Genomic DNA, 26,219 nt, shown 5'->3' with positions numbered 1-26,219 from the left:
CAATTTTTTACATTTAGCCAAGCGGGGAGAAAAGAAAGTGAGAGCTATGACACAGTGAATAGTCACTGACTGTTACGAAAATACCCTTGCCACCAGGTGACAAGGGTATTAGCAGAAGGGATTAACGCAAGCCCAGCTGGAAAATTAGCGTTTCAGCTTCACAGGCAAAAACAAAGTCGATATCCAGACGCACACCCTCAGACTCTTCAGTGAAAGTCGAGGTGATTTTGCAAGGTTCAGATTCCACGCTGCGTGCCTTCTCAGTCAGAGCGGCCAGCGTTTCTTCTGCCTCTGCGCGATTCGCGAACACGCGGCTGTAGGAAGCGGTGCAATCGGAGTTGTCCATGATGGTGCCAACATCCATACAGCAGCAAACCGGGGTTTCATCAGCACTGCATTTACTCATTGTAGATTTCCTCTGTATTCGCACCCGAGGTGCCAGATAAACGATAGGGACATTTTACGCTCCCATTATTCGCCTCTCCAGTCGTTAATTGTGCGAAATGAGATAAGTGACAGAAATCACACTTAAAAATGATCTAAAACAAAAATCGCCCAAACAGGTGAGTGCGCGCACCCGCAATTTTGCCAGCTGGATCGCGTTTCTTAGATCAGAATTGAAAATATTTATAAACATACTTGCAACATTCTGGCTGGTCCGACCTATACTCTCGCCACTGGTCTGATTTCTATGTGGTACCTCAGACCCTACACTTCGCGCTCCTGTTACGGCATGTAACATAGTTTGTATAAAAATAAATCTATGAGGTTATGGTCATGAGCCAGAAAACCCTGTTTACAAAGTCTGCTCTCGCAGTCGCAGTGGCAATTATCTCCACACAGGCCTGGTCTGCAGGCTTTCAGCTAAACGAATTTTCTTCCTCTGGCCTTGGCCGGGCATATTCGGGTGAAGGCGCTATTGCAGATGATGCAGGTAACGCCAGTCGTAACCCCGCGCTGATCATGATGTTTGATCGCCCTACTTTCTCTGCGGGTGCCATTTTCGTTGACCCGGATGTCGATATTTCCGGACGCTCACGTATTGGTAACGACGCCAGTCAGGACAATATCGCCCCAACCGCCTGGATACCGAACGTGCATTTTGTTGCCCCGATTAACGATCAATTTGGTTGGGGGGCGTCAGTTACCTCTAACTATGGTCTGGCAACGGAGTTTAACAATAATTACGCAGCCGGCTCGATGGGCGGAAAAACCGATCTGGAAACGCTCAACTTAAACCTGAGCGGTGCCTACCGTCTGAATAATCATTTTAGCTTCGGCCTCGGTTTTAACGCCGTCTATGCCAAAGCGAAGCTTGAGCGTTATGCAGGCGATCTGCCGCAGCAAATCGTTGCAGGCTCTGGTGGCCGGGTTCCTCCCGCACTGGCCGCACAATACCCGGCAGATACCCAGATTGCGCGCCTGAAGGGTGACGAATGGGGCTTCGGCTGGAACGCCGGTATTCTTTATGAAGTGGATAAAGACAACCGTTACGGTTTCACCTACCGTTCGGAAGTAAAAGTTGACTTCGACGGTGATTACCGCAGCAGCCTGCCATCAATGGACCGTATTCCAGCGCAGTTGCGCCCGGTGTTCGCTAGCCTGCCTGCTGGCACTAACGGCAACACAATCGACGGTTCGCTTGATCTGAATCTGCCAGAAATGTGGGAGTTCTCAGGTTATAACCGCGTTGCACCACAGTGGGCGGTTCACTACAGCATGGCGTATACCAGCTGGAGTCAGTTCCAGGAGCTGAAAGCGAAAGGCAGCAACGGTCAGACCTTGTTCTATAAAGAAGAAGGTTTCAAAGATTCTTACCGTATCGCGCTGGGTACTACCTACTACTACGATGATACCTGGACATTCCGTACCGGTATCGCTTTCGATGATAGCCCAGTTCCAGCTAACCGCCGTTCCATCTCTATTCCGGATCAGGACCGCTTCTGGCTGAGTGCGGGTACCACCTATGCGTTTAATAAAGATGCTTCATTGGATGTCGGCATTTCTTATATGCACGGTCAGAAAGTGAAATTCGAAGAAGGCCCGTACTCCTTCGAATCAGAAGGGAAAGCCTGGCTGTACGGTATGAACCTGAACTACGCATTCTGATTTTCATCAGACGTAAAAAAGGTGAGCTTTTTAGCTCACCTTTTTATTTGCCTCAATTCCTTACTCAGAATCGATCTCTTTTAACTCATCCTGAATATCTTTTGCGTTCGGGTTTTCTTCGGGTTTGAGTTTACCGCCATTCGCAATAAAGTCATGACGCTGGAAGTAAGCTTCACGCACCATGATGTAAGGATCTGAGGATTGGCGCAGCAGCCCGTCAGAATCGAGCAGTTGCGCACGCGTTTCAATTCCTTCAACCGTCCATTTACCTATCGACAATGGCCAGGTTAACCAGGACAGAACCGGATACAGCGTATCCACCATATCGCCGCCATCATCACGCAGCGTGAAACTGCCGTAGAACGGAAGCTGCATATATGGACCGTAACCTACATCATAGTGGCCTAATGTGCTGCCGAAGCGGTGTGGTTCAACACGCTGCAACTTCGGATTCGCCATTCCCGCCACATCAATAAACCCGCCCATACCTAGCAAGGTATTCAGGAAGAAACGGGTAAAATGCACCATCCCCTGATAGGGGTCGCCTTGCAGGAAATAGTTAACCATGACAGCCGGTTCTTCAAGGTTGCCCGTAAAGTTGCTCAAACCATTACGGGCCGGCTGCGGAACATAATCACGCCAGGCTACAGCCACCGGGCGAACAACATATGGATCCAACACATTAAAGTTGAAGTTGTACATGGTGCGGTTGAACCCTTCAAATGGGTCCGAACGCCCCTGCTGTTCAGTACCGGAGCTCGCACACCCCACCAAAAGTGTGGTTCCCAGCGCAAGCGCCGACAGGCGAAGCTTCATAAGTGTCTCCCTGTGTATTATGGCTATCGCTGATTGCCATCCATGACGGAACGATGATGTATCCGCCTGATTAGATGTGAGCGATTGTAACAGCACGTCAATCGATGTCTATATGCCCTAACTTACTGATTTGATCATAGCCTGGTAATACAGACACAGTGATGGTTCATTTTAACGAAGCCAATAAAAACATGCGTTACCATTTTTGCGATTTCAGACTTTATCCACCAGCCTTCAAATAAAAACCGCTACGCTTTAGCAATACGTGCTTATTCAGGATCCTGGTATGAATGACATCGAAAAAGAGAAGATTGATCGTCACAGCGACGAACTCCAGGTGGAAAGCGAAGAAAAGCGGAGCGGAAAAAAGATAGAACTCAATGAGGACAGACTCCCCTCACGTGCAATGGCGATCCACGAGCATATCCGCCAGGACGGAGAAAAAGAGATGGAACGCGACGCGATGGCGCTATTGTGGTCAGCCATCGCTGCCGGACTGTCAATGGGTGCATCGTTGCTGGCAAAGGGAATTTTTCACGTGCAACTGGAGGGTGTTTCCGGCGGATTTTTGCTGGAGAATATCGGTTATACCTTCGGCTTTATTATTGTGATTATGGCCCGCCAACAACTCTTTACGGAAAATACCGTCACCGCCGTCTTACCCGTTATGCAAAACCCCACCCTCAGCAATTTTGGTCTGTTGATGCGTCTGTGGGGTGTAGTACTACTGGGTAATATTGTGGGCACCGGGGTTGCAGCATGGGCGTTTGAATACATGCCGATTTTTGATGAGGCGACCCGCGACGCCTTCATCAAAATAGGCATGGATGTAATGAAAAATAACCCGACGGAGATGTTTGCTAATGCCATTGTCTCCGGATGGTTGATTGCCACGATGGTCTGGATGTTTCCCGCCGCCGGAGCCGCAAAGATTGTCGTCATTGTCCTGATGACCTGGCTGATTGCCTTAGGCGATACCACACATATCGTCGTGGGTTCAGTTGAAATTCTCTATCTGGTCTTTAATGGAACACTGCACTGGGGCGACTTTTTCTGGCCTTTTGCCTTACCGACACTGGCCGGAAATATCTGTGGCGGGACATTTATCTTTGCGCTGATGAGTCACGCGCAGATCCGCAATGATATGAGCAATAAACGCAAGGAAGAAGCCAGGTTGCAAGCAAAGCGGGAAGCACAACCGCAGAAAAACCAGAAAAAACAGACCTGAATGGCGACTGTTTGAGCAGTCAGGCAGCCTGAGACTTACCGTTGAGAGTAAAAAACGCTATACTCGTGCCGCTTCGTCCCCTTAGTTAAATGGATATAACGAGCCCCTCCTAAGGGCTAGTTGCAGGTTCGATTCCTGCAGGGGACACCATTTCACAGTTCGCCACTCTCCGCAGTAGTTCGCAAAATCCCTTACACAACATGCTCTCAATAAAATATAAGTTCGCCATAGTTCGCAATAGAACGTTGACAGCCGCATACTTCGGCGGGTAAAAAACGAGTAAATAATTTTACCCACCGGAATTTTACCCATGCTAACCATCAAGCAGATCGACGCGGCAAAGCCGAAAGATAAACCATACCGACTGCTCGACAGCAACGGGCTGTACCTTTATGTGCCAGTTGAATCGCCACAGGTTTAACAGACACCTCATAGTCATTTAAAATGGCTTAAAGAGAGGTGCATATGAGCAGTAAGCGTTATCCTGAAGAGTTTAAAATTGAAGCCGTTAAGCAGGTTGTTGATCGTGGCCATTCGGTTTCTAGTGTCGCAACACGTCTCGATATCACCACCCACAGTCTTTATGCATGGCTAAAGAAATCCGGGCCGGACTCATCCACTAATAAAGAACAGTCAGATGCACAGGCCGAGATCCGCCGGCTCCAGCGACAGTTCAATCCGGATGCTCCGGATGAGCGTTTGGTAACGGACATCACCTACATCAGGACCCACGAGGGCTGGCTGTATCTGGCCGTGGTTGTTGACCTGTTCTCACGCAAAATTATCGGCTGGTCAATGCAATCCCGGATGACAAAGGACATTGTCCTGAACGCACTGCTGATGGCTGTATGGCGGCGTAATCCGCAAAGAAAGGTGCTGGTTCACTCGGACCAGGGCAGTCAGTACACAAGTCATGAGTGGCAGTCATTCCTGAAATCACACGGCCTGGAAGGGAGTATGAGCCGTCGTGGCAACTGTTACGGTAACGCGGTTGCAGAAAGCTTTTTCCAGTTACTGAAACGCGAGCGGATAAAGAAAAAGATCTACGGAACGCGGGAAGAAGCCCGCAGCGATATTTTTGATTACATCGAAATGTTTTATAACAGTAAGCGTCGGCATGGTTCGAGCAATCAGATGTCACCGACAGAATATGAAAACCAGTATTATCAACGGCTCGGAAGTGTCTAGATTATCCGTGGCGATTCAGCTCAACGTAACCTTTCAGGTTATACCGAGGTATTCACAGAGTCACTCAAGCCCATTTCTCCCCAAGCATTTTTCCAGCCAGCGATACGTTTTACTGAAATAGAATGATGAGTCGACTTATCATTCTGCGCACGGTGCCCACCGTGTTTATCCAGATACTCCACATGAGCCTCATAAATATCATTCCTGATCCACGACAGCGGCGTGACATAGAAAGTATTCGGCTCTCGACCAAGATCGATAAAAACCCAAAACTCATTATTTTTTTTATCAAGAGTACACTGGGCAGCATAGTTGGTTGTGGTTTGCCATGTTCCCACTTTTTTCGATCGAGTCGTCACTTTGCACGTTTTACCGTTGGGGGCCTCAAATAGGATGAATGACTTGTTGCCTTCCTTTTGAACGACAACATTTCTGGCCCCAAGGCTGGTTAATTTGTGCAATACCGCTAACTGCCCTAATTCTGCTGTGTTCATAATTTTCTCTCAAACGATTCAAAAAATCAGTAAATGCTGCAAATTTGCAGCGATGAGATAACCATCTACATCTAAAACAACAAAACCAACTTTCAGCACTTAATAAAAAAAGCACTAAGCCTCATGAGGTGAGGTCAACCAAACCGCCTGCATCCAGGCCAGTCTTTTTTGCAACTGGGGGATGAAATTATTCAGCCAATACAAGGAGGAAACATAGCCTGAAGATCCACCGCCACGGCTAAACCGTTTTACAAAAAACTCATCTTCCCCTACCCGATGAATTAATGATCTTCCAGTCAATGCCTGAAATGCCGCCGCAATGATATTTGCCAACTCGTCTTCATCTTCCGGGATACTCACCTGACATAATGCCTTGCGCATCTCCAGCCATAAGAAGAGGCTCCCACGCGATCCCCATTGAGATGGGGCCGGGTCAAACAAGTCTGATACAACGGCCCATTCGCGTTCCGGAATGCTAATCTTTTTTGCCGCAATCTTATGCACCAACGGGAAAAATATCAGCCTGAAAAAATCAGCCTCTACCGTGAATGTAAAACCGTCAGCTACATCAAAGTAAATGGCTTCAGCCGTTGATATCGCTTTACCCGTCAACGCAAAAAAGAGGTGATTTAGCCTGGTATCCAGTTCGCTAAGGTCATCAGGACATGACTCAGCACCAAAAGCTGAAATCATTTTATCGACCAAAATTTGGTTGCCATCATAATCAGTGAATAATTGCCGTTCATTGGTAACAACTTTTCTGATGATTTGCGCGAGAGTCGCTTTTTGTGGGAAAAGAAGATACTCCAGTTCAGGTCTCTTGTGCTTTTCGACCACGATGTCATAAGCCGTCTGTCGCTTAGTGTTCGTTGTCGCACTTCTGTCGGCCCCAAGAGATAACAGTTCCCCTATCACCGACAAATTGGCCCCATGCCATGCAGCCTGATGCAACGGGGTGTAGCCTTTAGGTTCACTGGGAAGATTGACCAGATGAGGATAATCACGAAAAATGGGCAAAATAGTTTCCCATTCTCCCTGAAAAGCGAGTTTTAATACTTTATCGTTAACAGACTTCATTCCAGCCTCTCTTACTGTGCCCGTTCAGCATCCCTACGCAAAAAAATACGTTATAGTTTATCCACCGTATGACGCCATTTCGGCATGGTGAGCTTACCGACAGTGTTCTGATTACCGAAGAAACCGACCTCGTTCACCGCGTCATTTTCTGCACGAGTTTCCAGCCATTTTGACCTACCCCCTGGATTAGATACAACCTTCAGTTAATAATGTCGGTTGGTTTTTTCTTCATATTTCCCGTTTCGCCAGCCTGCTGCAAATTCAGCTGGAGTCTGGTAATCCAGTGATGAATGTGGACGGCACTCGTTATTATCTTGCACGCAGCATCGGTGCCGCCCCTGCCACAATGCGCTGGGAATCTCAGGCTGTTTCATTGGTTCCGGTCGTTCAAGTAGACACGATACTCAACGGCGTGGTGGATAAGTCCATTATGAATGCACTAATAATGAAAAAAATGAGTGTTAGAATTCAATCCAGAAAACAGAATCTAGCAGGCTGAGTAATCCGAATGGTGGTTTCGGGTAACACAACGACCACTAAAAAAGATCTCTATGCACCAGCACGGAGTTCTCAGCAGCTTAAAGTGGTCCTCGAAGCTAAATCGCCTTCTTCGCAACAATCCTCCCGGTCGTATTATCCATCCGATATTGAGAGATCGTACCATCAAGGATGTGCTCAACAACTGCAATCGCTGTTGTTAGCGGCACATTGAACCACTCCTGGGGACACCATCACATCTATCACGCAACGCTGCGTTTTATTTCACCATCACGGTACTTGCCATAGCTCCACACAGTTTCTCCCCCGGCGTTTTGCGCCATACAGCGCTTCATCAGCCGCCTGGATAAGACGCTCATAATCGGGATGTCCATTAAACATCGCTGCACCGATTGAAAGAGAAAGTAAAATGGGTTCGCCTGTCGGAGAGTTCACCTTAATTCTCTCCACGCCTTTGCGGATCCGCTCTGCAATGCGCAGAGTGTCTGCCACGTTGATTTCGGTCAGGATGATGAGGAACTCATCGCCGCCATAACGAAAAACATAGTCGCAGGTACGCACATTGTCATAAAACGCACCGGCGACTTTACGCAGGATCTCATCTCCGGTGTTATGTCCCCACGTATCATTGATCTGCTTAAATTTGTCGACATCAATCAGCAGCGTCGAAAGCGGTATCCCGCTCCGACTGGCGTGAATGATTTCGCGTTTAAAAATGGTTGGCAGAAAACGACGGTTCAGCAAGCGCGTCAACACGTCCATCCCCACCTCATGTCGCGAGACTTCATCAAACAGTTCGCGCAGTAAAGTGACGATTTGCGAGAGTATGTTCCGTGTTTGCTGCAAAAACTTAACCCGTCGCGGTTTACTGGCGAGGGCATCGTCAGAGATGCGGATATCTTTAAAAATGTCATCAAAATCCTGGATCAGGCGGGATATATGTCCTGCCTCAGCAATCCCACTGAAGTAATGACGTCCCTTATGGCTAAACCACAATCCGAAATCGGATTGACCAAGCGGGCTGCTATTCCCGATGCTGGAGTCAAACATGACTTTATAAAGCAGCGTCATTTCCCACGTCAGTAACGCGTTAGTCTGCCGTTCCTTTTCCTCTTCTGCGTTCTCCATCAGTGAGAAGATGCGATAGTTTTCGTCCTCTTTAGCCGCATTATTCTCACTGAAGACATACGCTCGTGACATAACCTCCATCGCCAGATCGATACTGTTGATGGCGTAGTGGTAAATGTTGAGTTTGATTTCAGAAGTGTGCGGACTGGTATTAATCAGCGGCAACAGTAATTTTTTTAGTACTCTGAAGCCCATTTCAACCAGATCAACAGAGATCCCGATGCGAGCGTGAACATCCGCGGCACGCTGCTGGGCACGCATCTGTTCTTCAACCTGTTCTACCTGGCAGGAAAGCACGTCGATAAGCCAACGACGTAATGCTTCTTGTAGCTGCCTTTCCACCTGATCGGTGGTTAAAAAATCCGCGGCATTAGGGTCGGCCAATACAACGCGGTAAAACTCTGCGATCAGCGCCGGCGCATGAACGTGTGCCAGTTGTGCTGCAAGTTGATGGACGTATGGGTCTGTCTCATTAATCAACTGTACCCACTCGTCCTTCACGGTTTGCAAATAGGTTTCCATAGGATGGCCCTCAGGGTAAGTTGTTACTTTTTTCGGTACGGCTGGCAAATTATAGTCTGTTATGATTATTGGGTATGAATGCCTTCCCTACCAACATCGCCTTCACATACACTGCTTTGCACAATCCAAACAGACTGACACGGGACCCCTTTCAGGCGGCTAACATGAAACAAATAACCTTCAGCGATCTGCAACAACAAAGTGAAGCGGCAGCTAATTCTCCTCGCTTGCGCGCACATCGTAATTTTCATCCGCAACTAAGCGATCCCGTTCAACGTCTGGCGATTGCGATGGAACCAGGAACCTATGTCCGCCCTCATCGCCACCCGCATACCTTTGAGCTGTTAATACCTCTCAGCGGACGCTTTGTGATATTGAATTTTGATGAGGATGGCGTCGTTACGCGGCGTGTTGTGTTAGGAGAGGAGTGCATGGCGCTGGAGATGGATGCCGGTATCTGGCATGCCGTCTTGTCCCTGGATAAGGGGGGCGTTATTTTTGAAGTTAAACACGGTGGTTATCAACCCGTGGCCGAACAAGACGTTGCGGCCTGGGCGCCTGCCGAGGGCGAGCCCGGTACGGCTGAGTTGATAGCCTGGTATCAGCATGTTCAGCCCGGAGATGCGCCGTTTAGCGCCTGAGCATTTCGCGGTAACAGACAGAAGCCAAACCAGTTTGGTAAAACCCCGTATTCTGGCATCCCATCGGACGTTAAGGTTATAATCCTGACAACGATTTTATTGGATCAGACACCAAAATGACAAAACTCACCCTACAAGAGCAGATGCTGAAAGCTGGCTTAGTCTCCAGCAAAAAAATGGCGAAAGTACAGAGAACGGCGAAAAAATCGCGCGTTCAGGCCCGTGAAGCCAGAGAAGCGGTTGAAGAGAATAAAAAAGCACAAATTGAACGGGATAAGCAGTTAAGCGATCAACAGAAACAAGCAACGCTGTCGAAAGAATACAAAGCGCAGATTAAGCAGCTTATTGAAATGAACAAAATCACCATTTCTAAAGGTGATATTGGGTATAACTTCACCGATAATAATCTGATTAAAAAAATCTACGTGGATAAGCTGACACAGGCGCAATTGATTAAAGGGCGTCTGGCTATTGCCCGGCTGACTGCCGAAAGCGACCGCGACAGTGAATATGCTATTATCCCGGCTGTCGTTGCCGATAAAATTGCACAGCGCGACGACAGCTACATCGTCTTAAATTGTGAGCTGAGCCAGGAAGCGAAAGACGAAGACGATCCGTACGCTGATTTCGTCGTACCTGACGATTTAATGTGGTAAATGGAAAATGCCGGATAATAAGTCCGGCATTTTTTCTAATAATGAGGTGACGACTCAGATGCTCACTCAACGCCCCTTATCATAACCGCACCGCCTCACTCTAGAACTTATAATGTTCTTTGCTTAACCCGTATTTTCTCATCCGCAAATACAGCTTTTTGCGCGGAACTTGCAGATATTCTGCCACTTCATTAATACGCCCTTGATGAATATTTAGCGCTTCGGTAATGATTTGCCGCTCATACTCTTCAACCCGGCGATCTAACGGTGTCGGTTCCGGCATATGCAACTGCGGATTGGCGGTTTCCGCCAATGGCAGCAACCCAACGGCAAAAAGCTCTGCGGCGTTTGCCAGCTCTCGCACATTGCTCAGCCATACACGACGTCGCATCCCTTTCAGCAATTCCCCGTCGACCTCCGGAATGGGGTGGTTCAGACGCAGGCAGGCTTTTTGCAGGTAATGGCGAAAAAGCGGCTCAATATCGTCCGGGCGCAGGGATAGCGGCTGGCAGGCGATTTGCGTCATGGCGAAACAGTAATACAGTTCGGCCACGATCTGGTTTGTTGCCGCCAGCTCCACCAGCGATGTCGTACCAATACCAATTAACCGAAAAGGACGCCGCTCCTGGCTTTGCAGGTGAACCAACTGGTGCTGCTGCTCGCGCGTCAAACACGCTATATGGCTTAATACCAGCGTCCCGCCTTGCGCTTGTGCAATCAGCTCATCGAGCTGAGCGGTGTTCCCGATGGTGAGCTCTGCGCGAATAAGCGGCCCCTGGGCGCTACGTCCCAGTTGATGCAGATAACGGGCTCCCGTCATGCGTCCCGTCCCCGGCTCCCCATAAAACCAGACGGCAAGATCCGTTTCTGCCAGTTGCTGCAGGCGTTGACGGTACTGATTTATCCAGTCGCTGTAGCCAACCAGCTCAACCTGCAGCTTTTGTTGGCAGTAATGACGACGGGCAATCACAGATTTTCGCTGCTGCAACGCCTCTGCAACCTGCAACAGCAGCTTGCCGGGATCGACCGGCTTTTGCAGAAAATCCCATGCCCCTTTTTTCACCGCATCCACAGCCATCGGCACATCGCCATGACCGGTAATAAGCAGGATCGGCAGTTGGTTATCATCCTGATGAAAAAGAGCCATCAGTTCGATACCGTTACAGCCAGGCATACACACGTCACTCAGGACGATACCGGGCCAGTCAGCCTGTAGCCAATTTCGGGCATCATAGGGATTATTGCATGCGCATACCCGATAGCCTGCCTGCTCAAGCAACAAGGTGTAAGCATCAAGGACATCGGCATCATCATCAATCAGCAGAACAGAATATTCATCACTCAACATCTTCTACATCCGTCAGGTTGAATTGCAGTACCACGCAGGCATTGCGCCCCAGCGTTGACGCCAGGCGTAGCTCGCCGTTCATCTGCGTCATTAACGAGACACAAATTGATAGCCCAATACCGAGACCAACATCCTTACTGGTGGTAAACGGTTTTAATAGCGACGGCAGCAGTGCACCAGGCCAGCCGGGGCCATTATCGCTGACAAAGACACATACCGTACTACCTTCGGTCTGCCAGTGAACGTCAATCTTCGCGGCAATCGGGCAGGCATCCAACGCATTTGCCAGTATGTTTACCAGAACTTGCTGAATTCTCACTTCATCGCCCGTAATCCACACGCGCCCAACCGGCAGCGAAAGCGTACCCTGCTGCGGTTTATGCCGCATAGACAATAGCTCCCAGGCCGCGCTGAAGGTTTGTCGTAAATCGACCGGATGCAGTGGTGCCCCCGGCTCGGCCCGGCGCGCAAACTGTCGCAATGAGCGGATAATGGCATCGATACGGGTAATGAGTCCTTCAGCTTTGGTTAACGTGCTTCTGGCCTGCGCCAACTGCTCCTGTTCAATTGCCCTGCCCGCAGTAAACAGATACATCGACAATGCATTCAGTGGTTGATTGATTTCGTGGGCCAGCGTGGTCATGGTCTGTCCAACCACCGCCAGTTTCGCCGTCTGAATCAATTCGCCCTGGGTCGCTCGCAGATCGGCTTCAATCTCCTTACGCTCTGCCACTTCCTGCTCAAGCTGACTTTTTTGCGTATTGAGCTGACCCAGCGTATGGCGCAGTAACCCCGCAATGCGCCCTAGCTCATCACGACCATAAACCGGGATCGAGGCATCGGTTCTGCCAAGACCAATTTGCACCACGGCCTGGTTGAGCGCGGTAAAACGCTTCACCAACCGTGAACGGATAAAGTAGTGGTTGAGCCCCCAGGCAAGAAGCAGCGCCAATAGCGTCGCCAGCAGAATAAGCCCACCGCTGACGCGAACAATCTGCTCCAGTCGCTGGTTAAACATCTGCATTTGCTGATGACTACTTCCCAACTGAGCCTCAAGCAATGTTCGAAAACGACCAAGCGTAGCTTCTCTGGCATGACTGGCATCAACCAGCGCTTTTTGCGCTGCGACATAATCGCGCATCGTATCGGGCATTTTGTTTTTCATCATCCCGATTTCCAGCAATTCGTCGATGGTTTGTCGCAACGTGATAGTACTGGGCCAGTCGTCCAGGGTGCGGATATTTTCATCCGCCGTTTTCTTCAAATTTTCCAGATAGCGAATATGATTCTCTACCAGCATGCCGTCGTCGCTACCTGACTTCAGTTCATTCAACCTGTCGCGTAAATCATCGACAATCTGGTTTTCAATTCTTGCCAGCGTGTACACCTGTTGCTGCTCATTTTGCACCTCCCTGGCGCGTTTCAGGTACAACGCCGCGTCACCATTTTTCGCTTCAATTTGATCCAACAACGTTCCCTGCTGCCAGGTGAAATCCTGCACCAGAGAGTTCAGTTCGGTCGTGAAATCATCATGTAACCAGTCGATTCGCGCGGAAAGTTCGCTGACTTTTTCGCGTACCAGGAACATGTTGTAGAGCACCCTGTCCAGCTCGGTCATCAACGCCCGGCTATCCTGCAAAATCACCGCCAGCTGTTGCTGTTCCGTGGGTTGCAATCCCCGACTCAGCAGTTCAATTTTGTCCAGATGCTCTATGATCTGATTGCGCAGTTGCAGCCGTACGGTCGTATTGGGGGCAAGCAGGAATTCATTAAGCTGATCGACAACCAGGTTAAGATTCCCTTCAATCAAAAAAGCAGAATGCACGCGCGGGAAATAGTCATCGAGCGAATAGCGGATTTGCGAGCTTTGCTCATGCCAGGAATACAAACTGACACAGCTCACGCTTAGCGTCAGTAAAGCTCCCGTCAGAAAAGCACCCCGCAAACTGCTGCTGATGCTGAGCTGACGAAGACGTTGCCATAGCGAACCGCCTTTCATTGTAGTTCTTCCAGTTTTGATATCGCCAGGCGCTGGTTGTTAAGAAACCAGAGTTGCCACTCCATCATTTGCTGTTCAGCAAAACTTTTATTATCGAATTGAGCAAGCCAGGCTTCATCTTCGCTGCTCCTGGCGTCGATTGGGACCTGGGTTAACAGCGCTCTGATTTCGGGTAACGGGTGTTTCAGACGTGCTTCCGCACTGTACAGCGCTCGCCAGGCATCCTTAAGCTGTGCGAGGCGGAAACTGATGGCCGTATCAAACATGCGCTGGACCAGTTGTTGTCGTTTCAGGATCAGACGGTAATTAAGCGGTGGCTGTTTCATCAAAATGGCCTGTTGGGCTGCACGCGGGTTATCTGCTGCCAGCGACGTTACCGGATATTTACCGGTATTCGCATCGGCAAGGATCCGCTGCCCTTCTGGGCTCAATAAATAGCGGATAAAACGTTGTGCTTCATTGGCACGCGGGCTGTTTTTCAGCACAGCTACGTAGGTCGGCGAGACCGCAGAGTGTGGGAAGTAAGTAAAGGTCAGATTGGGGTCATTGAGCAGCAGATTGGCATAGTTATCAATAACTGGCCCCGCAACGCCCAATCCGCTCTTAATTTTATCCGCAACACCAAAGCTGCGTGATGAGATGGTCACCAGGTTCCCGGCACTGGCCAGCAATGTCGCCCAACCTTCTTGCCACCCCTTTTGCTGCAGCAGTGATTCAACCATCAGGTGATTGGTATCGGAGCGCGATGGACTACTCATCAGCAGGGCATTTTGATATTTAGGATGCGTTAAATCCCCCCAGTCCGTCGGTGGAGGCAGATGTCGCGCTGTCAGTGCTGAACGATTAATCAGCAGACCAAATCCTGAGATCGCCACGGCTACAGACGTCGACCGTATTGACTCAGGCACCAGCCGCTGGCTTTCCGGCAATGCGTTATCAAAAGGAGCAAGTTTCTGATGCTCCTGAAGATGCTGCAGTAGCATCGGCGAAGAGGTTAAAATCAGGTCAACGTTTTCCGCATTCGCGGTATCGAGCAGTTGTTCGAGAGAAGAACTGGTCCGATTCAGCGTGCGGATCATCACGGACCCCGGCTCCGTTTGCCAGCGCTGAATAATCCAGGCCGTTGCCCCCGGGGAAAACGTCGTCGCCATCACCAGCTCCTTCCCCTGTGCCAGACAGGTCGCCGACAGCGACATAAAACACAGTGAGAGCGCCAACAAACTACCCCGGCAGAAAAGTCTGTTTGTGATCCTGTTCATAAATACCAACATCGTCGAAAAATAATATTGAGACAAAACTTACCCGTTTATCATGACAGGTGAAAAAGATAAAACCGCTATCAGAATAACCAGACGGAATGCGATAACAGAGATAAAGAATACCCGAAAATGTCGTTTGAATTTGTTAATACCCGCACATGCTGATGATAAAAACGCATTCAGAATAATAGTTCTGACCTCACCATAATTCAAAAGGGTCAAAATCAGTCCCACTTTCAGCAAATTGAGTCAATAGTGACACATTTCTTCAATTTGAATTTCTTCGCCACCTATTTCACTCTTCACTGCGAAAAATCCTGATATTCACATCAATATAAATTTAGGTGATGATATGTTATCAATATTCAAGACAGGGCCATCGGCAAATAAAGTCCCGGAAGAAAAAATTCAGGAGACTTACGGTCGATACCGCATTCAGGCGTTACTTAGCGTATTTCTTGGCTATCTTGCGTATTATATTGTACGCAATAACTTCACCCTCTCGACCCCGTACCTGAAAGAACATCTGGATCTCAGCGCAACACAGATTGGTTTACTCAGCAGTTGTATGCTTATTGCCTATGGGATCAGTAAAGGCATCATGAGCAGCCTGGCAGACAAAGCCAGCCCGAAAGTCTTTATGGCTTGCGGTCTGATCCTGTGCGCCATTGTCAACGTTGGCTTAGGGTTCAGCACCGGATTCTGGATTTTTGCCGCGCTGGTGGTCTTCAACGGGTTGTTCCAGGGGATGGGCGTCGGTCCCTCGTTTATTACCATCGCCAACTGGTTCCCACGCAAAGAGCGTGGACGCGTTGGCGCATTCTGGAATATCTCACACAACGTCGGTGGCGGTATTGTCGCCCCCATTGTTGGTGCCGCCTTTGCTATTCTCGGCAGCGAACACTGGCAAAGCGCCAGCTATATCGTCCCAGCCTGTGTTGCGGTGCTATTTGCTTTTATTGTTCTGATGTTGGGCAAAGGCTCACCACGCGAAGAAGGCTTGCCTGCTCTGGAACAGATGATGCCGGAAGAAAAAGTCGTGTTAAATGCCCGACACGTAACCCAGGCACCGGAAAACATGAGCGCCTTTCAGATTTTTTGCACCTACGTGCTGCGTAACAAAAATGCCTGGTATGTTTCACTGGTAGACGTTTTTGTCTATATGGTGCGTTTTGGCATGATCAGTTGGTTACCGATTTATCTGTTAACTGAAAAACATTTCTCGAAAGAGCAAATGAGTGTGGCGTTCCTGTTTTTCGAATGGGCGGCAATTCCTTCCACATTGCTGGCAGGCTGGCTGACCGACAAACTGTTTAAAGGTCGTCGCATGCCGTTGGCCATGATTTGTATGGCGCTGATCTTCGTCTGCCTGATTGGTTACTGGAAAAGTGAATCTCTGCTGATGGTCACTATTTTTGCTGCCATCGTCGGGTGCTTGATCTATGTTCCCCAGTTCCTGGCGTCTGTTCAGACCATGGAAATCGTCCCTAGCTTTGCTGTCGGTTCGGCGGTCGGATTACGTGGTTTTATGAGCTACATTTTTGGTGCATCGCTGGGAACCAGTCTGTTTGGTGTCATGGTCGATAAAATGGGATGGCATGGCGGTTTCTATCTGCTGATGGGCGGGATTGTCTGCTGCATTCTGTTCTGCTATCTGTCTCACCGCGGGGCGCTGGAACTCGAACAACAACGAAAAAATGCCCAACAACAGGACACCGAGCTGCAGCTTGCTGATGCAAGGTAATCTGCTTTAGAGAGAAAAAAGTGCCAGCGATGCTGGCACTTTAGTTTGCTCAGATGGAAGCCAGAAAATCAGTCAATGGGGTACACAATGGCGTTTTCAGTTATGAACCTTCGATTTAATGCTTATCATCCCCCACCATAAAGCGAATGATCAATCCGCATGTCGGGGCAAGAAAAAGAAATAGTCCCGTTACCATTTCGTTTCCATCAGTCAACCGTATGGTAAAGAAATAAATTAATGCCGTAAGGATAGCCATGCCGAAAAAAGAACTAATTGACGCGGCAGCGCCCATTACCTGCCAAATATAGCAACTGACGCACAGAATGCTCAATGCGAGGAAAGTCCAAAAATAGAACATAGCGTTACCTCCTGTCTGCCGTAAAAATCGACGTAAGTCCTTACACTTCCTTGATTTTATAGTCTAAGACAATTCCTATCCGTTCGCAATTCAAGCAACATTTTCGCTACAATAACTGTTCACCTTCTGAACAGAGCATTCTCTGTTGGCCTTTATTTAATCGTCATAAAAACAACAAATTATCTATAAACCTATTCTTGCTTTTTATCGACCAAAAAACATTTACGAAACTTGAGGAATTATTTCTGGATGACATTAATCTTCGGGTGTACATTGTGCGTCCGATCATTCATACCCCTCGTGGTTTGTCCTGACTCAGTTTTACACTCTTTACAGGAACCATTGTCGCTCATAGTGACCTAACTGTTCAGTGTCAGAGAGTAACGCTGTAGACAAAGAATCTTCGCGATACATTATTTTCGTACCAACAACAGGTGCTTATGTTCCCCCAATGTAAATTTTCGCGCGCGTTTTTGCATCCGCGCTACTGGCTCACATGGTTCGGTGTCGGTGTGCTCTGGTTACTGGTGCAACTCCCTTATCCTGTTTTATGTTTTCTGGGCACCCGTACAGGTACGCTGGCGCGCCCATTTTTAAAGCGCCGGGAATCCATTGCCCATAAAAATCTCGAACTCTGTTTCCCGAATCTGTCACAAGAAGAAAGGAACAAACTGGTCGACGAGAACTTCCGCTCACTCGGCATGGCACTGCTTGAAACCGGAATGGCCTGGTTCTGGCCAGATCGCCGGGTGCGTAAATGGTTTGATGTTGAAGGCCTGGACAACCTGCAACGCGCTCAGGCGCATAACCGTGGCGTAATGGTAGTCGGCGTGCATTTTATGTCGCTGGAACTGGGGGGCCGTGTGATGGGGCTTTGCCAGCCAATGATGGCAACCTACCGCCCGCACAACAACAAATTAATGGAGTGGATACAAACCCGTGGCCGTATGCGCTCGAACAAAGCCATGATCGGCAGAAATAATCTGCGCGGCATTGTCGGCGCACTGAAAAAAGGGGAAGCCGTATGGTTTGCACCCGATCAGGATTATGGCCGTAAAGGCAGCTCATTTGCGCCATTCTTCGCCGTCAAAGATGTTGCAACAACCAACGGTACCTATGTGCTGTCACGCTTGTCGGGGGCGAAAATGCTGACCGTCACCATGGTGAGAAAATCTGATAACTCCGGCTACCGTCTGTTTATCACGCCAGAAATGGAAGGCTACCCGGAAGATGAAAACCAGGCCGCGGCCTATATGAACAAAATCATTGAGAAAGAGATCATGCGGGCACCCGAGCAGTATCTCTGGATCCATCGTCGTTTCAAAACCCGCCCGATGGGTGAATCCTCGCTATATGTCTAAAAAGAAAGGCCGAATGGCCTTTCTTTATTTCTGCGCTTGAATTACTTAACACCCCACTTGTTCTGTAGTTCAGTCATTCGTTCACTATATTCTCTGGCAAGGCAGGCGGGCTTATCCTGCTCTTTCCAGCATTCATTACGTCCTTTGATCCAGCCTCGTTGCTCTGCTTTTAGCGTCGGGTCATTTTTCGATTTAGCCAGCGCCTGCTTGTAGACCCCGTTCAATTTTAAATCCATTGCGGAGAGCGAGGGACTCTGACAGATAATCTCTTCCATACTTCCCTTTTCTGCTGCAGAACAGGAGAACGATGGGCCAGCATGAGTCGATTTTTTCGCCGGAGAGAAATCAACATTATCTTCAGGCTGACAAATCCCATGCTTGCGGTTTGGGCCAGCCCAGGACACTTCCGGGTTTCCGTCATCTTTTCTGGAAATAGAGACGGTATTTTTACCGCTCTTCGCCTCCCAATAATTTTCATTAAAGGTCTTAATGGTCGCTTTTGTGCCATTAATCCATACATTGCCTTTACCATCACTATTCACACCACCAATACTTGCGCAGTTGAAATTGAACGCTTGTGGTGCAGCCGCCATCGACGTCAATGGCGCAAGAACAAGTGCTAACATCATTAATCTGGTCATTTTTAACCTTTTCATTATCAAATTCCGCGAGAAAATTAACCGCATTAACCTCAAGGTGATATGAGAATTCTCTGAGTAACAACTACGTCGCTCAATAGCAATTTATTACCGTCAGAAATTAAACTGTCGCCGAATCACGACACTTGTAAGTTACTAAAATTAAATAAAAAAATGCCTCTTGTTTCACCTCATTTTTAGGCGTACATTAGCGCCGTCTGGAGCATTAAAGCTCAGAATTCTGAGGTGATGCAGCCAAGCAAACGCGGGGTATTCTCCCTTTCGTTTATGCTCGCATCAGCTCTCTGTCAGGTAAGCATATGTTCATTTAGGCGTACTCATCGTATGCGGAGAGATGAAAAGTGAAATATTTCTTTATGGGCATTTCTTTTATGGTCATCGTATGGGCCGGTACTTTTGCCCTGATGATCTAAATTGAAAGATGCAGCAAAAAAACAGGAGCCATTTGGCTCCTGTTTGCGTTGTAAGGTGAAAGTTTTGCTAGTCGGTACTTTCAGTGGCTGATTTCGGGCTGGCCGGGAGTAAACCATCTGCGCGGAACATGGCTTTGATTCCGCGGATTGCCTGGCGGGTACGGTCACGGTTCTCAATCAACGCAAAACGCACGTGTGTATCACCATAGTCCCCAAAGCCAATCCCCGGCGAAACACAAACCTTCGCCTCATTCAGCAATTTTTTGGCAAATTCAAGCGACCCCATTGCGGCGTACTGCTCCGGAATTTTCGCCCACACGTACATCGACGCTTTTGGCATTTCAACCATCCAGCCCGCTTCATGCAGCCCTTTGACCAGCACATCGCGACGACGCTTATATTGCTCAGCGATATCCCGTACACACTGCTGATCACCTTCCAGCGCGGCAATAGCGGCTACCTGCAGCGGTGTAAACGTTCCATAATCGTGATAGCTCTTAATGCGCGCCAGTGCGTTTACCAGCGTTTTATTGCCAACCATAAAACCAATGCGCCACCCCGCCATGTTATAGCTTTTCGACAAGGTGAAAAATTCAACGGCAACATCACGGGCCCCCGGAACCTGCATAATCGATGGCGCTTTCCAGCCATCGTAGACAATATCGGCATAGGCCAGGTCGTGAACCACCAGCACATCGTAGCGTTTAGCCAGCGCGACGACCTTTTCGAAAAACTCCAGCTCGACACACTGCGCCGTCGGGTTGGACGGGAAGCCTAAGATCATCATCTTCGGTTTCGGATAGCTTTCGCGAATCGCACGCTCCAGTTCATTAAAGAAGTCGACCCCTTCCACCAGCGGCACGGAACGCACCTGTGCTCCGGCGATAACGGCACCATAAATATGGATGGGATAACTGGGATTCGGCACCAGGACCGTGTCGCCGTGATCCAATGTCGCCAACATCAGGTGAGCCAGCCCCTCTTTGGAGCCAATCGTTACAATCGCTTCGGATTCAGGATCGATCTCGACGTCATAGCGTTCCTGATACCAGCGAGAAATCGCCCGACGTAAACGAGGAATACCGCGCGACGTTGAATAACCGTGGGTATCCGGGCGCTGCGCCACGGTACACAGTTTTTCGACAATGTGAGGAGGCGTAGCACCGTCCGGATTCCCCATGCTGAAATCGATAATATCTTCGCCGCGCCGACGCGCAGCCATCTTCAGTTCAGCGGTAATGTTAAAAACGTAAGGGGGGAGACGATCAATACGCGTAAAACGACGTTCAGGGCGGGAGTCAGCCATAATATCCTCAGATGTACGTTAGCGCCCGGACCGTCCGAGCGACGCTGCCACGATGGTGGCACGTTTAGAAAATAGCCTGATTAATTTCCTTCTGTCGAGAGGTACAGCAAAATATTTTTTATCGGCATAAAAGAGGAACAGCGTTTCTAAAACGGGAAATGCATGAATATCCAACCCTCATGAAATCACCATTTTTTAACATTTTGTTATTAAATACATTACGTTGAAGTTCGCCTTCTCTGGAGGGATATTGTAAATACAACAATCATGCAACAATCCCCTTTTAATATTGTGGTTTTTCCTCATTAACCTGTGCTGACAGGGATGCTGGTCATCCAGCCTCAGGTTACCTATCATAGGGGTTTAACCCCTTCGCAAGAGTCACCTGTGCACGAAATATTCAATATGCTGCTGGCGGTCTTTGATCGGGCAGCGCTGATGCTGTTCTGTCTGTTTTTCCTGATTCGTATCCGCCTGTTCCGCGAACTGTTGCACAAGTCAGCCCACTCGGTGAAAGAACTGCTCGCCGTTACGGCCATTTTCTCCATGTTTGCCCTGTTCAGCACCTGGTCTGGTGTACCGGTAGAAGGCTCACTGGTGAACGTGCGTATTATTGCCGTGATGTCAGGCGGAATTCTGTTCGGCCCATGGGTCGGTGTCATTACCGGACTCATCGCGGGTACACACCGTTATCTGATTGATATCGGAGGTGTTACCGCCCTTCCCTGTTTTATTACCAGCATCCTTGCTGGCTGTATTGCGGGTTGGATCAACCGAAAAATCCCTAAGGCACAACACTGGCGCGCCGGTATTTTAGGCGGGATGCTGTGCGAATCATTGACCATGATTCTGGTGGTCGCCTGGGCTCCCACAACCGAACTGGGGCTGGATATCGTCTCGAAAATCGGTATCCCAATGATCCTTGGCAGCGTCTGTATCGGCTTTATCGTCATGCTGGTACAAAGCGTGGAAGGAGAGAAAGAAGCCAGTGCGGCAAAACAGGCTAAACTGGCGCTGGATATCGCCAACAAAACCCTGCCGCTTTTTCGTCAGGTCAATAGCGAGTCGCTACGCCAAGTGTGCGAAATTATTCGCCATGATATTCATGCAGATGCCGTCGCGATCACCAATACCCAGCACGTTCTGGCCTATGTCGGCGTTGGCGAACTGAACTACCGCGATAACGATGATTTCGTTAGCCCGACCACCCAGCAGGCGATAAATTACGGAAAAATCATCATAAAGAACAATGATGAAGCCCATCGCACGCCGGAAATACACTCCATGCTGGTAATACCGTTGTGGGAAAAAGGTGTGGTCACTGGCACGCTGAAAATCTACTACTGCCATGCCCACCAGATCACATCTTCATTACAAGAAATGGCTATCGGCCTGTCACAAATTATCTCGACTCAGCTTGAGGTTTCCCGCGCCGAGCAGCTACGCGAAATGGCAAATAAGGCAGAGTTGCGGGCACTACAAAGTAAAATAAATCCCCATTTTCTGTTTAACGCGCTAAACGCTATCTCATCGTCAGTGCGACTGAACCCGGACACTGCACGCCAGCTCATTTTTAATTTATCACGCTATCTTCGCTATAATATTGAATTAAAAGATGATGAGCAGATCGACATCAAGAAAGAGCTGTATCAAATTAAGGATTACATTGCTATTGAACAGGCCCGTTTTGGCGATAAGTTGACGGTTATTTATGATATTGATGAAGAGGTCAGCTGTTTTATTCCCAGCCTGCTGATTCAGCCATTGGTTGAGAACGCCATCGTCCATGGGATCCAGCCCTGCAAAGGGAAAGGTGTGGTCACGATCAGCGTGGCGGAATGTGGTAATCGGGTACGCATTGCCGTCAGAGATACCGGCCATGGTATCGATCCGAAAGTCATTGAACGCGTTGAGTCCAATGAAATGCCGGGCAATAAAATTGGCCTGTTGAATGTACATCACCGCGTTAAGCTCCTGTACGGTGAAGGGCTACATATCCGTCGTCTTGAACCTGGCACAGAGATTGCGTTTTACGTGCCAAACCAGCACTCACCTGCAGCAGCCCCGGCCACATTATTGCTTTAACCAGGAGTAAAGTTGTGAAAGTCATCATTGTTGAAGATGAATTCCTGGCCCAACAGGAACTTAGCTGGCTGATAAAAGAGCACAGCCAGATGGAGATTGTCGGTACATTTGACGACGGTCTGGATGTGCTTAAATACCTGCAGCACAACCGCGTTGACGCTATTTTTCTGGATATAAATATTCCATCACTGGATGGTGTGCTGTTGGCACAAAACATCAGTCAGTTTGCGCATAAGCCCTTTATTGTGTTTATTACAGCCTGGAAAGAACACGCTGTTGAAGCCTTTGAACTGGAAGCGTTTGACTATATTCTGAAACCGTACCAGGAATCACGAATTGTCGGCATGTTGCAAAAACTGGAGGCGGCCTGGCAGCAGCAGCAAACAGGAGCCCCCCTTAGCAGCCCGGTGACGCGTGAAAACGATACGATCAACCTAATCAAAGACGAGCGGATTATCGTTACGCCAATCAACGATATTTACTACGCTGAAGCCCATGAAAAGATGACCTTCGTCTACACTCGGCGCGAATCGTATGTCATGCCGATGAACATCACCGAATTTTGCAGCAAACTGCCTGCCTCACATTTTTTCCGCTGCCACCGCTCATTCTGCGTAAACCTGAACAAAATCCGCGAGATCGAACCGTGGTTTAACAACACCTATATTTTGCGATTGAAAGATCTGGAATTTGAAATCCCGGTTAGCCGGAGCAAAGTAAAAGAATTCAGGCAATTAATGCATCTATAGCGCGATTAGTCATGACCATGCGGATTGTTGTAAAATGGCTATCTACTGCCGGTGCTATAAAACGTAATAAAGTGAATTTTCAATGAAATACAGACATGCGCTATCCCAGTTATGTTTTCAGATGCTGGAAATGGGTGCGGATCGCCGTACGGTGAAAAAAGCCCTCACCTCACGTCGAATGAAGGCTCGTCAGGCTGTCGTACTGCTGTGCAAGCAAGAGATGGTGCTACTGAGAGCCGGGAAACTGCCGATACAAAACGCAACAAGCACGACATCTCACTGACAATAACCGGTCGCGGGCTAACTAAACCATTAACTCGCGGCCACTTAGTGTGCAGGACATGCTACAGGCTAAACCGAATTAGCTAAGAGCAACCTTAATACCGAGAGCAATAAGCAGACCGCCCAGCATTTTATCGATGATTTTCTGCGCCTTTGCCAGGCCTGCGCGAACTGGCGCACTTTGGATAAGGATCACGAGTACCGGCCACCAAATCACTGACACCATCAAAATAACGCCGGCATACCAGGCTTTTTCTGGAAAACCAGACTGGACGCTCAGCACCTGAGTGAAGATCGACAGGAAAAACAGCGTCGCTTTTGGATTGAGCAGGTTGCACAAATAACCCTGCAGAAATGCTTTACCTAACGTCACTTCCTGGCGCGCAACCTGGGTCATATCCATACTGTTGTGTCCGCGTGACAGCAGAGCTTGCAGCCCCACCCAAATCAGATACGCAGCCCCCGCATATTTCAGAATATCGAATAGCCAGGGTGTCGTGGTAATAACAACCGCCAGTCCAGCCACACAGTAGGACATATGGGTCGCCACACCACCGACGATGCCAAAAGCCGTCATCATGGCCTGAAGACGCTTGTAGCGCGCCGCATTTTTAATCACCATGAAGAAGTCCGGGCCGGGAGAAAGAATGCCCAATGTGGCAATCGAAGCAACAAAGGCCGTCGCACTAACAGAAGGAATAAACATATTTAAAAATTCGCCAGGCTGAAATGTATTACCAATAAATCAGGAAGTTTATTCTAGCTCACCAGCCTCTTTAAGCTCCATCACTTTTACCGCTTACTAAATATACTAAAAAGAATTCCTCACGATAAATCGAGTCTTATTGCAGCAATCTGGCCTGGATAATGCAATACTATCCCGACGTATTACTCTAAATAAGATGTCCGTTCTCATAAAGTGAAAAGCATTAAATTTACGCTAACTTAATGATATTTCGACACGTTATCCACAAGAGTGATATTTATACTTTTTCTTATTATTGCGGCAACCTTTTGCGGTTGTGCCAGGATATTTAATGTCAACATAATGACATTTGTAATAATTGATAATACAAAAAATCGCCCACATCCTCAGGGTGTTTCAGTTTTAACCGTCAACGGAATTATTTTCGTTGTTGGCCGGATAAGCGCAAAGCGCTATCCGGCACGAGTCTTACAGAATATGCCCCAGCGTCTGGCGTAAATGCGCGCCGGAACCAAGCAGACCTGGATTATCATGCACAATCAGATATACCGGGATATCCTGCACATAGGCTTTAAAACGCCCTTTATCCTCAAAACCACCGCGAAAACCCGATGCTTTAAAGAATTCCAGGAAGCGCGGCACGATGCCACCGGCAATGTACACCCCGCCAAACGTCCCTAACGTTAATGCCAGATCGCCGCCAAACCGGCCCATAATGACGCAAAACAGCGACAGGGCACGACGACAGTCAATACAGGAATCGGCCAGTGCGCGTTCCGTAATATCTTTCGGTTGCAGATTTTCCGGCAGACGTCCGTCGGATTTGACAATCGCGCGATACAGATTTACCAGCCCAGGACCGGACAGCACGCGCTCTGCCGAAACGTGACCAATCTCAGCCCTCAACACCTCCAGGATAATCGCTTCTTCCTCGCTGTTCGGCGCAAAATCTACATGCCCTCCCTCGCCTGGCAGGCTCACCCAGCGTTTATCCACATGTACCAGATGCGCTACGCCGAGACCGGTGCCTGCACCATAGACCGCAATAGGTTTGCCCTCGACAGGCTCAGCGCCGCCAAACTGGATCAAATGCTCTTTTTTCAGCATTGGGATTGCCATTGATACGGCAGTGAAATCATTGATGATTTCCAGATGGCTAAAGCCCAGATTCTTTTTCATCTCAGCAATAGAAAATGCCCAGGTATGGTTGGTCATAGCCACCCAGTCACCGGTTATTGGGCAGGCAATAGCGATACAGCCATCTTTGACGCTAACGCTATGCTCATCCAGGTACACGCGCACAACGGCTTCAAGGCTCGGGTAATCCAGCCCGGAATAGGTTTTCGCCTGCGAAATCTCGCCACTGGCAATATCGCACAGAGCAAGACGCGCGTTGGTGCCGCCAACATCACCCACTAAAGCATATTTTGTCATTCTTCCACGGCTCCGCTAAAGTCAGAATAAATCTTTGTCACACTGTAAATTCATGGGGGCATAACAACAACGCCCTGAAGACTGATGCCCGTGGAATATCGATCCAGGTCACAGAATTACTTTATCGTTTCAGCACCATTTGCAGCGATGCCGTTGGGC

25 protein-coding genes, 1 tRNA gene and 2 pseudogenes are annotated in these 26,219 nt (G+C 48.8%); 14 read left to right on the top strand and 14 right to left on the bottom strand.

Going from position 1 to position 26,219, the window contains the following annotated elements; genetic code table 11:
* Positions 1 to 121 precede the first annotated feature (121 nt).
* Positions 122 to 406 carry a YfcZ/YiiS family protein gene (locus tag QMN38_RS04660; RefSeq protein WP_137384194.1) on the bottom strand — a complete coding sequence of 95 codons (285 nt, stop codon included), beginning with the start codon at positions 404 to 406 and terminating at the stop codon, positions 122 to 124.
* A 371-nt stretch (positions 407 to 777) separates the two neighbouring features.
* Between QMN38_RS04660 and fadL the strand changes: the two genes are divergently transcribed.
* The gene (fadL, locus tag QMN38_RS04655) at positions 778 to 2,109 is read left to right on the top strand and encodes a long-chain fatty acid transporter FadL (protein WP_005129763.1); all 1,332 of its coding nucleotides are present in this window, start codon (positions 778 to 780) and stop codon (positions 2,107 to 2,109) included.
* A gap of 60 nt (positions 2,110 to 2,169) precedes the next feature.
* Here the strand turns inward: fadL and mlaA are convergent, their stop codons facing one another.
* On the bottom strand, positions 2,170 to 2,925 hold the full coding sequence (mlaA, locus tag QMN38_RS04650; RefSeq protein ID WP_005129765.1) for a phospholipid-binding lipoprotein MlaA: 756 nt from the start codon (positions 2,923 to 2,925) through the stop codon (positions 2,170 to 2,172).
* 286 nt (positions 2,926 to 3,211) lie between these two features.
* Between mlaA and QMN38_RS04645 the strand changes: the two genes are divergently transcribed.
* From QMN38_RS04645 to QMN38_RS04635, 4 genes and pseudogenes are all read left to right on the top strand, one after another.
* Complete coding sequence (locus QMN38_RS04645) at positions 3,212 to 4,153, top strand: formate/nitrite transporter family protein (protein ID WP_323604623.1); 942 nt, start codon at positions 3,212 to 3,214, stop codon at positions 4,151 to 4,153.
* A gap of 75 nt (positions 4,154 to 4,228) precedes the next feature.
* A tRNA-Arg gene (locus QMN38_RS04640) sits at positions 4,229 to 4,303 on the top strand.
* A gap of 160 nt (positions 4,304 to 4,463) precedes the next feature.
* Positions 4,464 to 4,571: pseudogene (locus QMN38_RS26945) on the top strand (hypothetical protein); the annotation flags it as partial.
* 47 nt (positions 4,572 to 4,618) lie between these two features.
* Positions 4,619 to 5,341 (top strand): IS3 family transposase, encoded by a 723-nt coding sequence (locus QMN38_RS04635; RefSeq protein WP_323604622.1) that lies wholly within the window; start codon positions 4,619 to 4,621, stop codon positions 5,339 to 5,341.
* Positions 5,342 to 5,379: 38 nt separating this feature from the next.
* Here QMN38_RS04635 and QMN38_RS04630 read toward each other — a convergent pair whose 3' ends face one another.
* The 3 genes and pseudogenes from QMN38_RS04630 to QMN38_RS04620 all read right to left on the bottom strand — a co-directional run.
* Positions 5,380 to 5,835, bottom strand: a complete 456-nt coding sequence (locus QMN38_RS04630; protein ID WP_271448550.1) for a hypothetical protein — start codon at positions 5,833 to 5,835, stop codon at positions 5,380 to 5,382.
* Between the two features lie 114 nt (positions 5,836 to 5,949).
* Positions 5,950 to 6,912 (bottom strand): ankyrin repeat domain-containing protein, encoded by a 963-nt coding sequence (locus QMN38_RS04625; protein WP_323604621.1) that lies wholly within the window; start codon positions 6,910 to 6,912, stop codon positions 5,950 to 5,952.
* A 50-nt stretch (positions 6,913 to 6,962) separates the two neighbouring features.
* Positions 6,963 to 7,082, bottom strand: a pseudogene (locus tag QMN38_RS04620) (nuclease); the annotation flags it as partial.
* 113 nt (positions 7,083 to 7,195) lie between these two features.
* Between QMN38_RS04620 and QMN38_RS04615 the strand changes: the two are divergent.
* Entirely contained in the window at positions 7,196 to 7,411 is a 216-nt protein-coding gene (locus QMN38_RS04615; RefSeq protein WP_271448645.1) for a hypothetical protein, read from the top strand.
* Positions 7,412 to 7,680: 269 nt separating this feature from the next.
* On the opposite strand, the gene QMN38_RS04610 is transcribed toward QMN38_RS04615, so the two are convergent.
* Positions 7,681 to 9,060 carry a diguanylate cyclase gene (locus QMN38_RS04610; RefSeq protein WP_323604620.1) on the bottom strand — a complete coding sequence of 460 codons (1,380 nt, stop codon included), beginning with the start codon at positions 9,058 to 9,060 and terminating at the stop codon, positions 7,681 to 7,683.
* 164 nt (positions 9,061 to 9,224) lie between these two features.
* Here QMN38_RS04610 and QMN38_RS04605 point away from each other — a divergent pair, with 164 nt between their 5' ends.
* Positions 9,225 to 9,701: a WbuC family cupin fold metalloprotein gene (locus QMN38_RS04605; RefSeq protein ID WP_323604619.1), complete on the top strand. Its 477-nt coding sequence runs from the start codon at positions 9,225 to 9,227 to the stop codon at positions 9,699 to 9,701.
* 116 nt (positions 9,702 to 9,817) lie between these two features.
* Positions 9,818 to 10,357, top strand: coding sequence for a DUF2058 domain-containing protein (locus QMN38_RS04600; protein WP_271440219.1), 540 nt, complete (start codon positions 9,818 to 9,820; stop codon positions 10,355 to 10,357).
* Between the two features lie 100 nt (positions 10,358 to 10,457).
* Here QMN38_RS04600 and pgtA read toward each other — a convergent pair whose 3' ends face one another.
* The 3 genes from pgtA to pgtC are packed head-to-tail and all read right to left on the bottom strand — an operon-like array spanning position 10,458 to position 14,900.
* Positions 10,458 to 11,705, bottom strand: coding sequence for a two-component system response regulator PgtA (gene pgtA / locus QMN38_RS04595; protein ID WP_271448553.1), 1,248 nt, complete (start codon positions 11,703 to 11,705; stop codon positions 10,458 to 10,460).
* A complete protein-coding gene (pgtB, locus tag QMN38_RS04590; RefSeq protein ID WP_323604618.1) occupies positions 11,695 to 13,704 on the bottom strand; it encodes a two-component system sensor histidine kinase PgtB in 2,010 nt (669 codons plus the stop codon). Before pgtB ends, pgtA begins: the two co-directional genes overlap by 11 nt.
* Entirely contained in the window at positions 13,701 to 14,900 is a 1,200-nt protein-coding gene (pgtC, locus tag QMN38_RS04585; protein ID WP_271440254.1) for a phosphoglycerate transport regulator PgtC, read from the bottom strand. The genes pgtB and pgtC overlap by 4 nt, the downstream gene beginning before the upstream one ends.
* Positions 14,901 to 15,315: 415 nt before the next feature.
* Here pgtC and pgtP point away from each other — a divergent pair, with 415 nt between their 5' ends.
* Positions 15,316 to 16,707, top strand: a complete 1,392-nt coding sequence (pgtP, locus tag QMN38_RS04580) for a phosphoglycerate transporter PgtP (protein ID WP_040231431.1) — start codon at positions 15,316 to 15,318, stop codon at positions 16,705 to 16,707.
* A 115-nt stretch (positions 16,708 to 16,822) separates the two neighbouring features.
* On the opposite strand, the gene QMN38_RS04575 is transcribed toward pgtP, so the two are convergent.
* Positions 16,823 to 17,065 (bottom strand): YfdY family protein, encoded by a 243-nt coding sequence (locus QMN38_RS04575; protein ID WP_271440216.1) that lies wholly within the window; start codon positions 17,063 to 17,065, stop codon positions 16,823 to 16,825.
* Between the two features lie 440 nt (positions 17,066 to 17,505).
* Here QMN38_RS04575 and lpxP point away from each other — a divergent pair, with 440 nt between their 5' ends.
* A complete protein-coding gene (lpxP, locus tag QMN38_RS04570) occupies positions 17,506 to 18,426 on the top strand; it encodes a kdo(2)-lipid IV(A) palmitoleoyltransferase (RefSeq protein ID WP_323604617.1) in 921 nt (306 codons plus the stop codon).
* Between the two features lie 41 nt (positions 18,427 to 18,467).
* Here lpxP and QMN38_RS04565 read toward each other — a convergent pair whose 3' ends face one another.
* Positions 18,468 to 19,082, bottom strand: coding sequence for a lysozyme inhibitor LprI family protein (locus QMN38_RS04565; protein WP_271448555.1), 615 nt, complete (start codon positions 19,080 to 19,082; stop codon positions 18,468 to 18,470).
* Between the two features lie 344 nt (positions 19,083 to 19,426).
* Between QMN38_RS04565 and ypdK the strand changes: the two genes are divergently transcribed.
* A complete protein-coding gene (gene ypdK / locus QMN38_RS04560; RefSeq protein ID WP_010723117.1) occupies positions 19,427 to 19,498 on the top strand; it encodes a membrane protein YpdK in 72 nt (23 codons plus the stop codon).
* A 67-nt stretch (positions 19,499 to 19,565) separates the two neighbouring features.
* Here the strand turns inward: ypdK and alaC are convergent, their stop codons facing one another.
* Positions 19,566 to 20,804: an alanine transaminase gene (gene alaC / locus QMN38_RS04555; RefSeq protein WP_137384255.1), complete on the bottom strand. Its 1,239-nt coding sequence runs from the start codon at positions 20,802 to 20,804 to the stop codon at positions 19,566 to 19,568.
* A gap of 387 nt (positions 20,805 to 21,191) precedes the next feature.
* On the opposite strand from alaC, the gene QMN38_RS04550 reads away from it, so the two are divergent.
* The 3 genes from QMN38_RS04550 to QMN38_RS04540 all read left to right on the top strand — a co-directional run bounded on the left by QMN38_RS04550 (position 21,192) and on the right by QMN38_RS04540 (position 23,921).
* Complete coding sequence (locus QMN38_RS04550; RefSeq protein ID WP_271448557.1) at positions 21,192 to 22,889, top strand: sensor histidine kinase; 1,698 nt, start codon at positions 21,192 to 21,194, stop codon at positions 22,887 to 22,889.
* A gap of 14 nt (positions 22,890 to 22,903) precedes the next feature.
* Positions 22,904 to 23,638, top strand: coding sequence for a two-component system response regulator YpdB (gene ypdB, locus QMN38_RS04545; protein WP_271440214.1), 735 nt, complete (start codon positions 22,904 to 22,906; stop codon positions 23,636 to 23,638).
* A gap of 82 nt (positions 23,639 to 23,720) precedes the next feature.
* Entirely contained in the window at positions 23,721 to 23,921 is a 201-nt protein-coding gene (locus tag QMN38_RS04540) for a hypothetical protein (RefSeq protein ID WP_075551355.1), read from the top strand.
* Between the two features lie 78 nt (positions 23,922 to 23,999).
* Here QMN38_RS04540 and QMN38_RS04535 read toward each other — a convergent pair whose 3' ends face one another.
* Both QMN38_RS04535 and glk read right to left on the bottom strand, forming a co-directional pair.
* A complete protein-coding gene (locus QMN38_RS04535; RefSeq protein WP_271456219.1) occupies positions 24,000 to 24,626 on the bottom strand; it encodes a LysE family translocator in 627 nt (208 codons plus the stop codon).
* A 468-nt stretch (positions 24,627 to 25,094) separates the two neighbouring features.
* Positions 25,095 to 26,060 carry a glucokinase gene (gene glk / locus QMN38_RS04530; protein ID WP_115643122.1) on the bottom strand — a complete coding sequence of 322 codons (966 nt, stop codon included), beginning with the start codon at positions 26,058 to 26,060 and terminating at the stop codon, positions 25,095 to 25,097.
* Positions 26,061 to 26,219 lie beyond the last annotated feature (159 nt).

Origin of the sequence: Citrobacter sp. R-1.5.2, assembly GCF_035064245.1 — a bacterium.
Lineage (GTDB): Bacteria > Pseudomonadota > Gammaproteobacteria > Enterobacterales > Enterobacteriaceae > Citrobacter.
This window is presented reverse-complemented; position numbering and strand designations above follow the sequence as displayed.

Coding starts and splice junctions, on each gene's coding strand:
- QMN38_RS04660 (WP_137384194.1), bottom strand. CDS start 406: ATGAGTAAATGCAGTGCTGATGAAACCCCGGTTTGCTGCTGTATGGAT.
- fadL (WP_005129763.1), top strand. CDS start 778: ATGAGCCAGAAAACCCTGTTTACAAAGTCTGCTCTCGCAGTCGCAGTG.
- mlaA (WP_005129765.1), bottom strand. CDS start 2,925: ATGAAGCTTCGCCTGTCGGCGCTTGCGCTGGGAACCACACTTTTGGTG.
- QMN38_RS04645 (WP_323604623.1), top strand. CDS start 3,212: ATGAATGACATCGAAAAAGAGAAGATTGATCGTCACAGCGACGAACTC.
- QMN38_RS04635 (WP_323604622.1), top strand. CDS start 4,619: ATGAGCAGTAAGCGTTATCCTGAAGAGTTTAAAATTGAAGCCGTTAAG.
- QMN38_RS04630 (WP_271448550.1), bottom strand. CDS start 5,835: ATGAACACAGCAGAATTAGGGCAGTTAGCGGTATTGCACAAATTAACC.
- QMN38_RS04625 (WP_323604621.1), bottom strand. CDS start 6,912: ATGAAGTCTGTTAACGATAAAGTATTAAAACTCGCTTTTCAGGGAGAA.
- QMN38_RS04610 (WP_323604620.1), bottom strand. CDS start 9,060: ATGGAAACCTATTTGCAAACCGTGAAGGACGAGTGGGTACAGTTGATT.
- QMN38_RS04605 (WP_323604619.1), top strand. CDS start 9,225: ATGAAACAAATAACCTTCAGCGATCTGCAACAACAAAGTGAAGCGGCA.
- QMN38_RS04600 (WP_271440219.1), top strand. CDS start 9,818: ATGACAAAACTCACCCTACAAGAGCAGATGCTGAAAGCTGGCTTAGTC.
- pgtA (WP_271448553.1), bottom strand. CDS start 11,705: ATGTTGAGTGATGAATATTCTGTTCTGCTGATTGATGATGATGCCGAT.
- pgtB (WP_323604618.1), bottom strand. CDS start 13,704: ATGAAAGGCGGTTCGCTATGGCAACGTCTTCGTCAGCTCAGCATCAGC.
- pgtC (WP_271440254.1), bottom strand. CDS start 14,900: ATGTCGCTGTCGGCGACCTGTCTGGCACAGGGGAAGGAGCTGGTGATG.
- pgtP (WP_040231431.1), top strand. CDS start 15,316: ATGTTATCAATATTCAAGACAGGGCCATCGGCAAATAAAGTCCCGGAA.
- QMN38_RS04575 (WP_271440216.1), bottom strand. CDS start 17,065: ATGTTCTATTTTTGGACTTTCCTCGCATTGAGCATTCTGTGCGTCAGT.
- lpxP (WP_323604617.1), top strand. CDS start 17,506: ATGTTCCCCCAATGTAAATTTTCGCGCGCGTTTTTGCATCCGCGCTAC.
- QMN38_RS04565 (WP_271448555.1), bottom strand. CDS start 19,082: ATGAAAAGGTTAAAAATGACCAGATTAATGATGTTAGCACTTGTTCTT.
- alaC (WP_137384255.1), bottom strand. CDS start 20,804: ATGGCTGACTCCCGCCCTGAACGTCGTTTTACGCGTATTGATCGTCTC.
- QMN38_RS04540 (WP_075551355.1), top strand. CDS start 23,721: ATGAAATACAGACATGCGCTATCCCAGTTATGTTTTCAGATGCTGGAA.
- QMN38_RS04535 (WP_271456219.1), bottom strand. CDS start 24,626: ATGTTTATTCCTTCTGTTAGTGCGACGGCCTTTGTTGCTTCGATTGCC.
- glk (WP_115643122.1), bottom strand. CDS start 26,060: ATGACAAAATATGCTTTAGTGGGTGATGTTGGCGGCACCAACGCGCGT.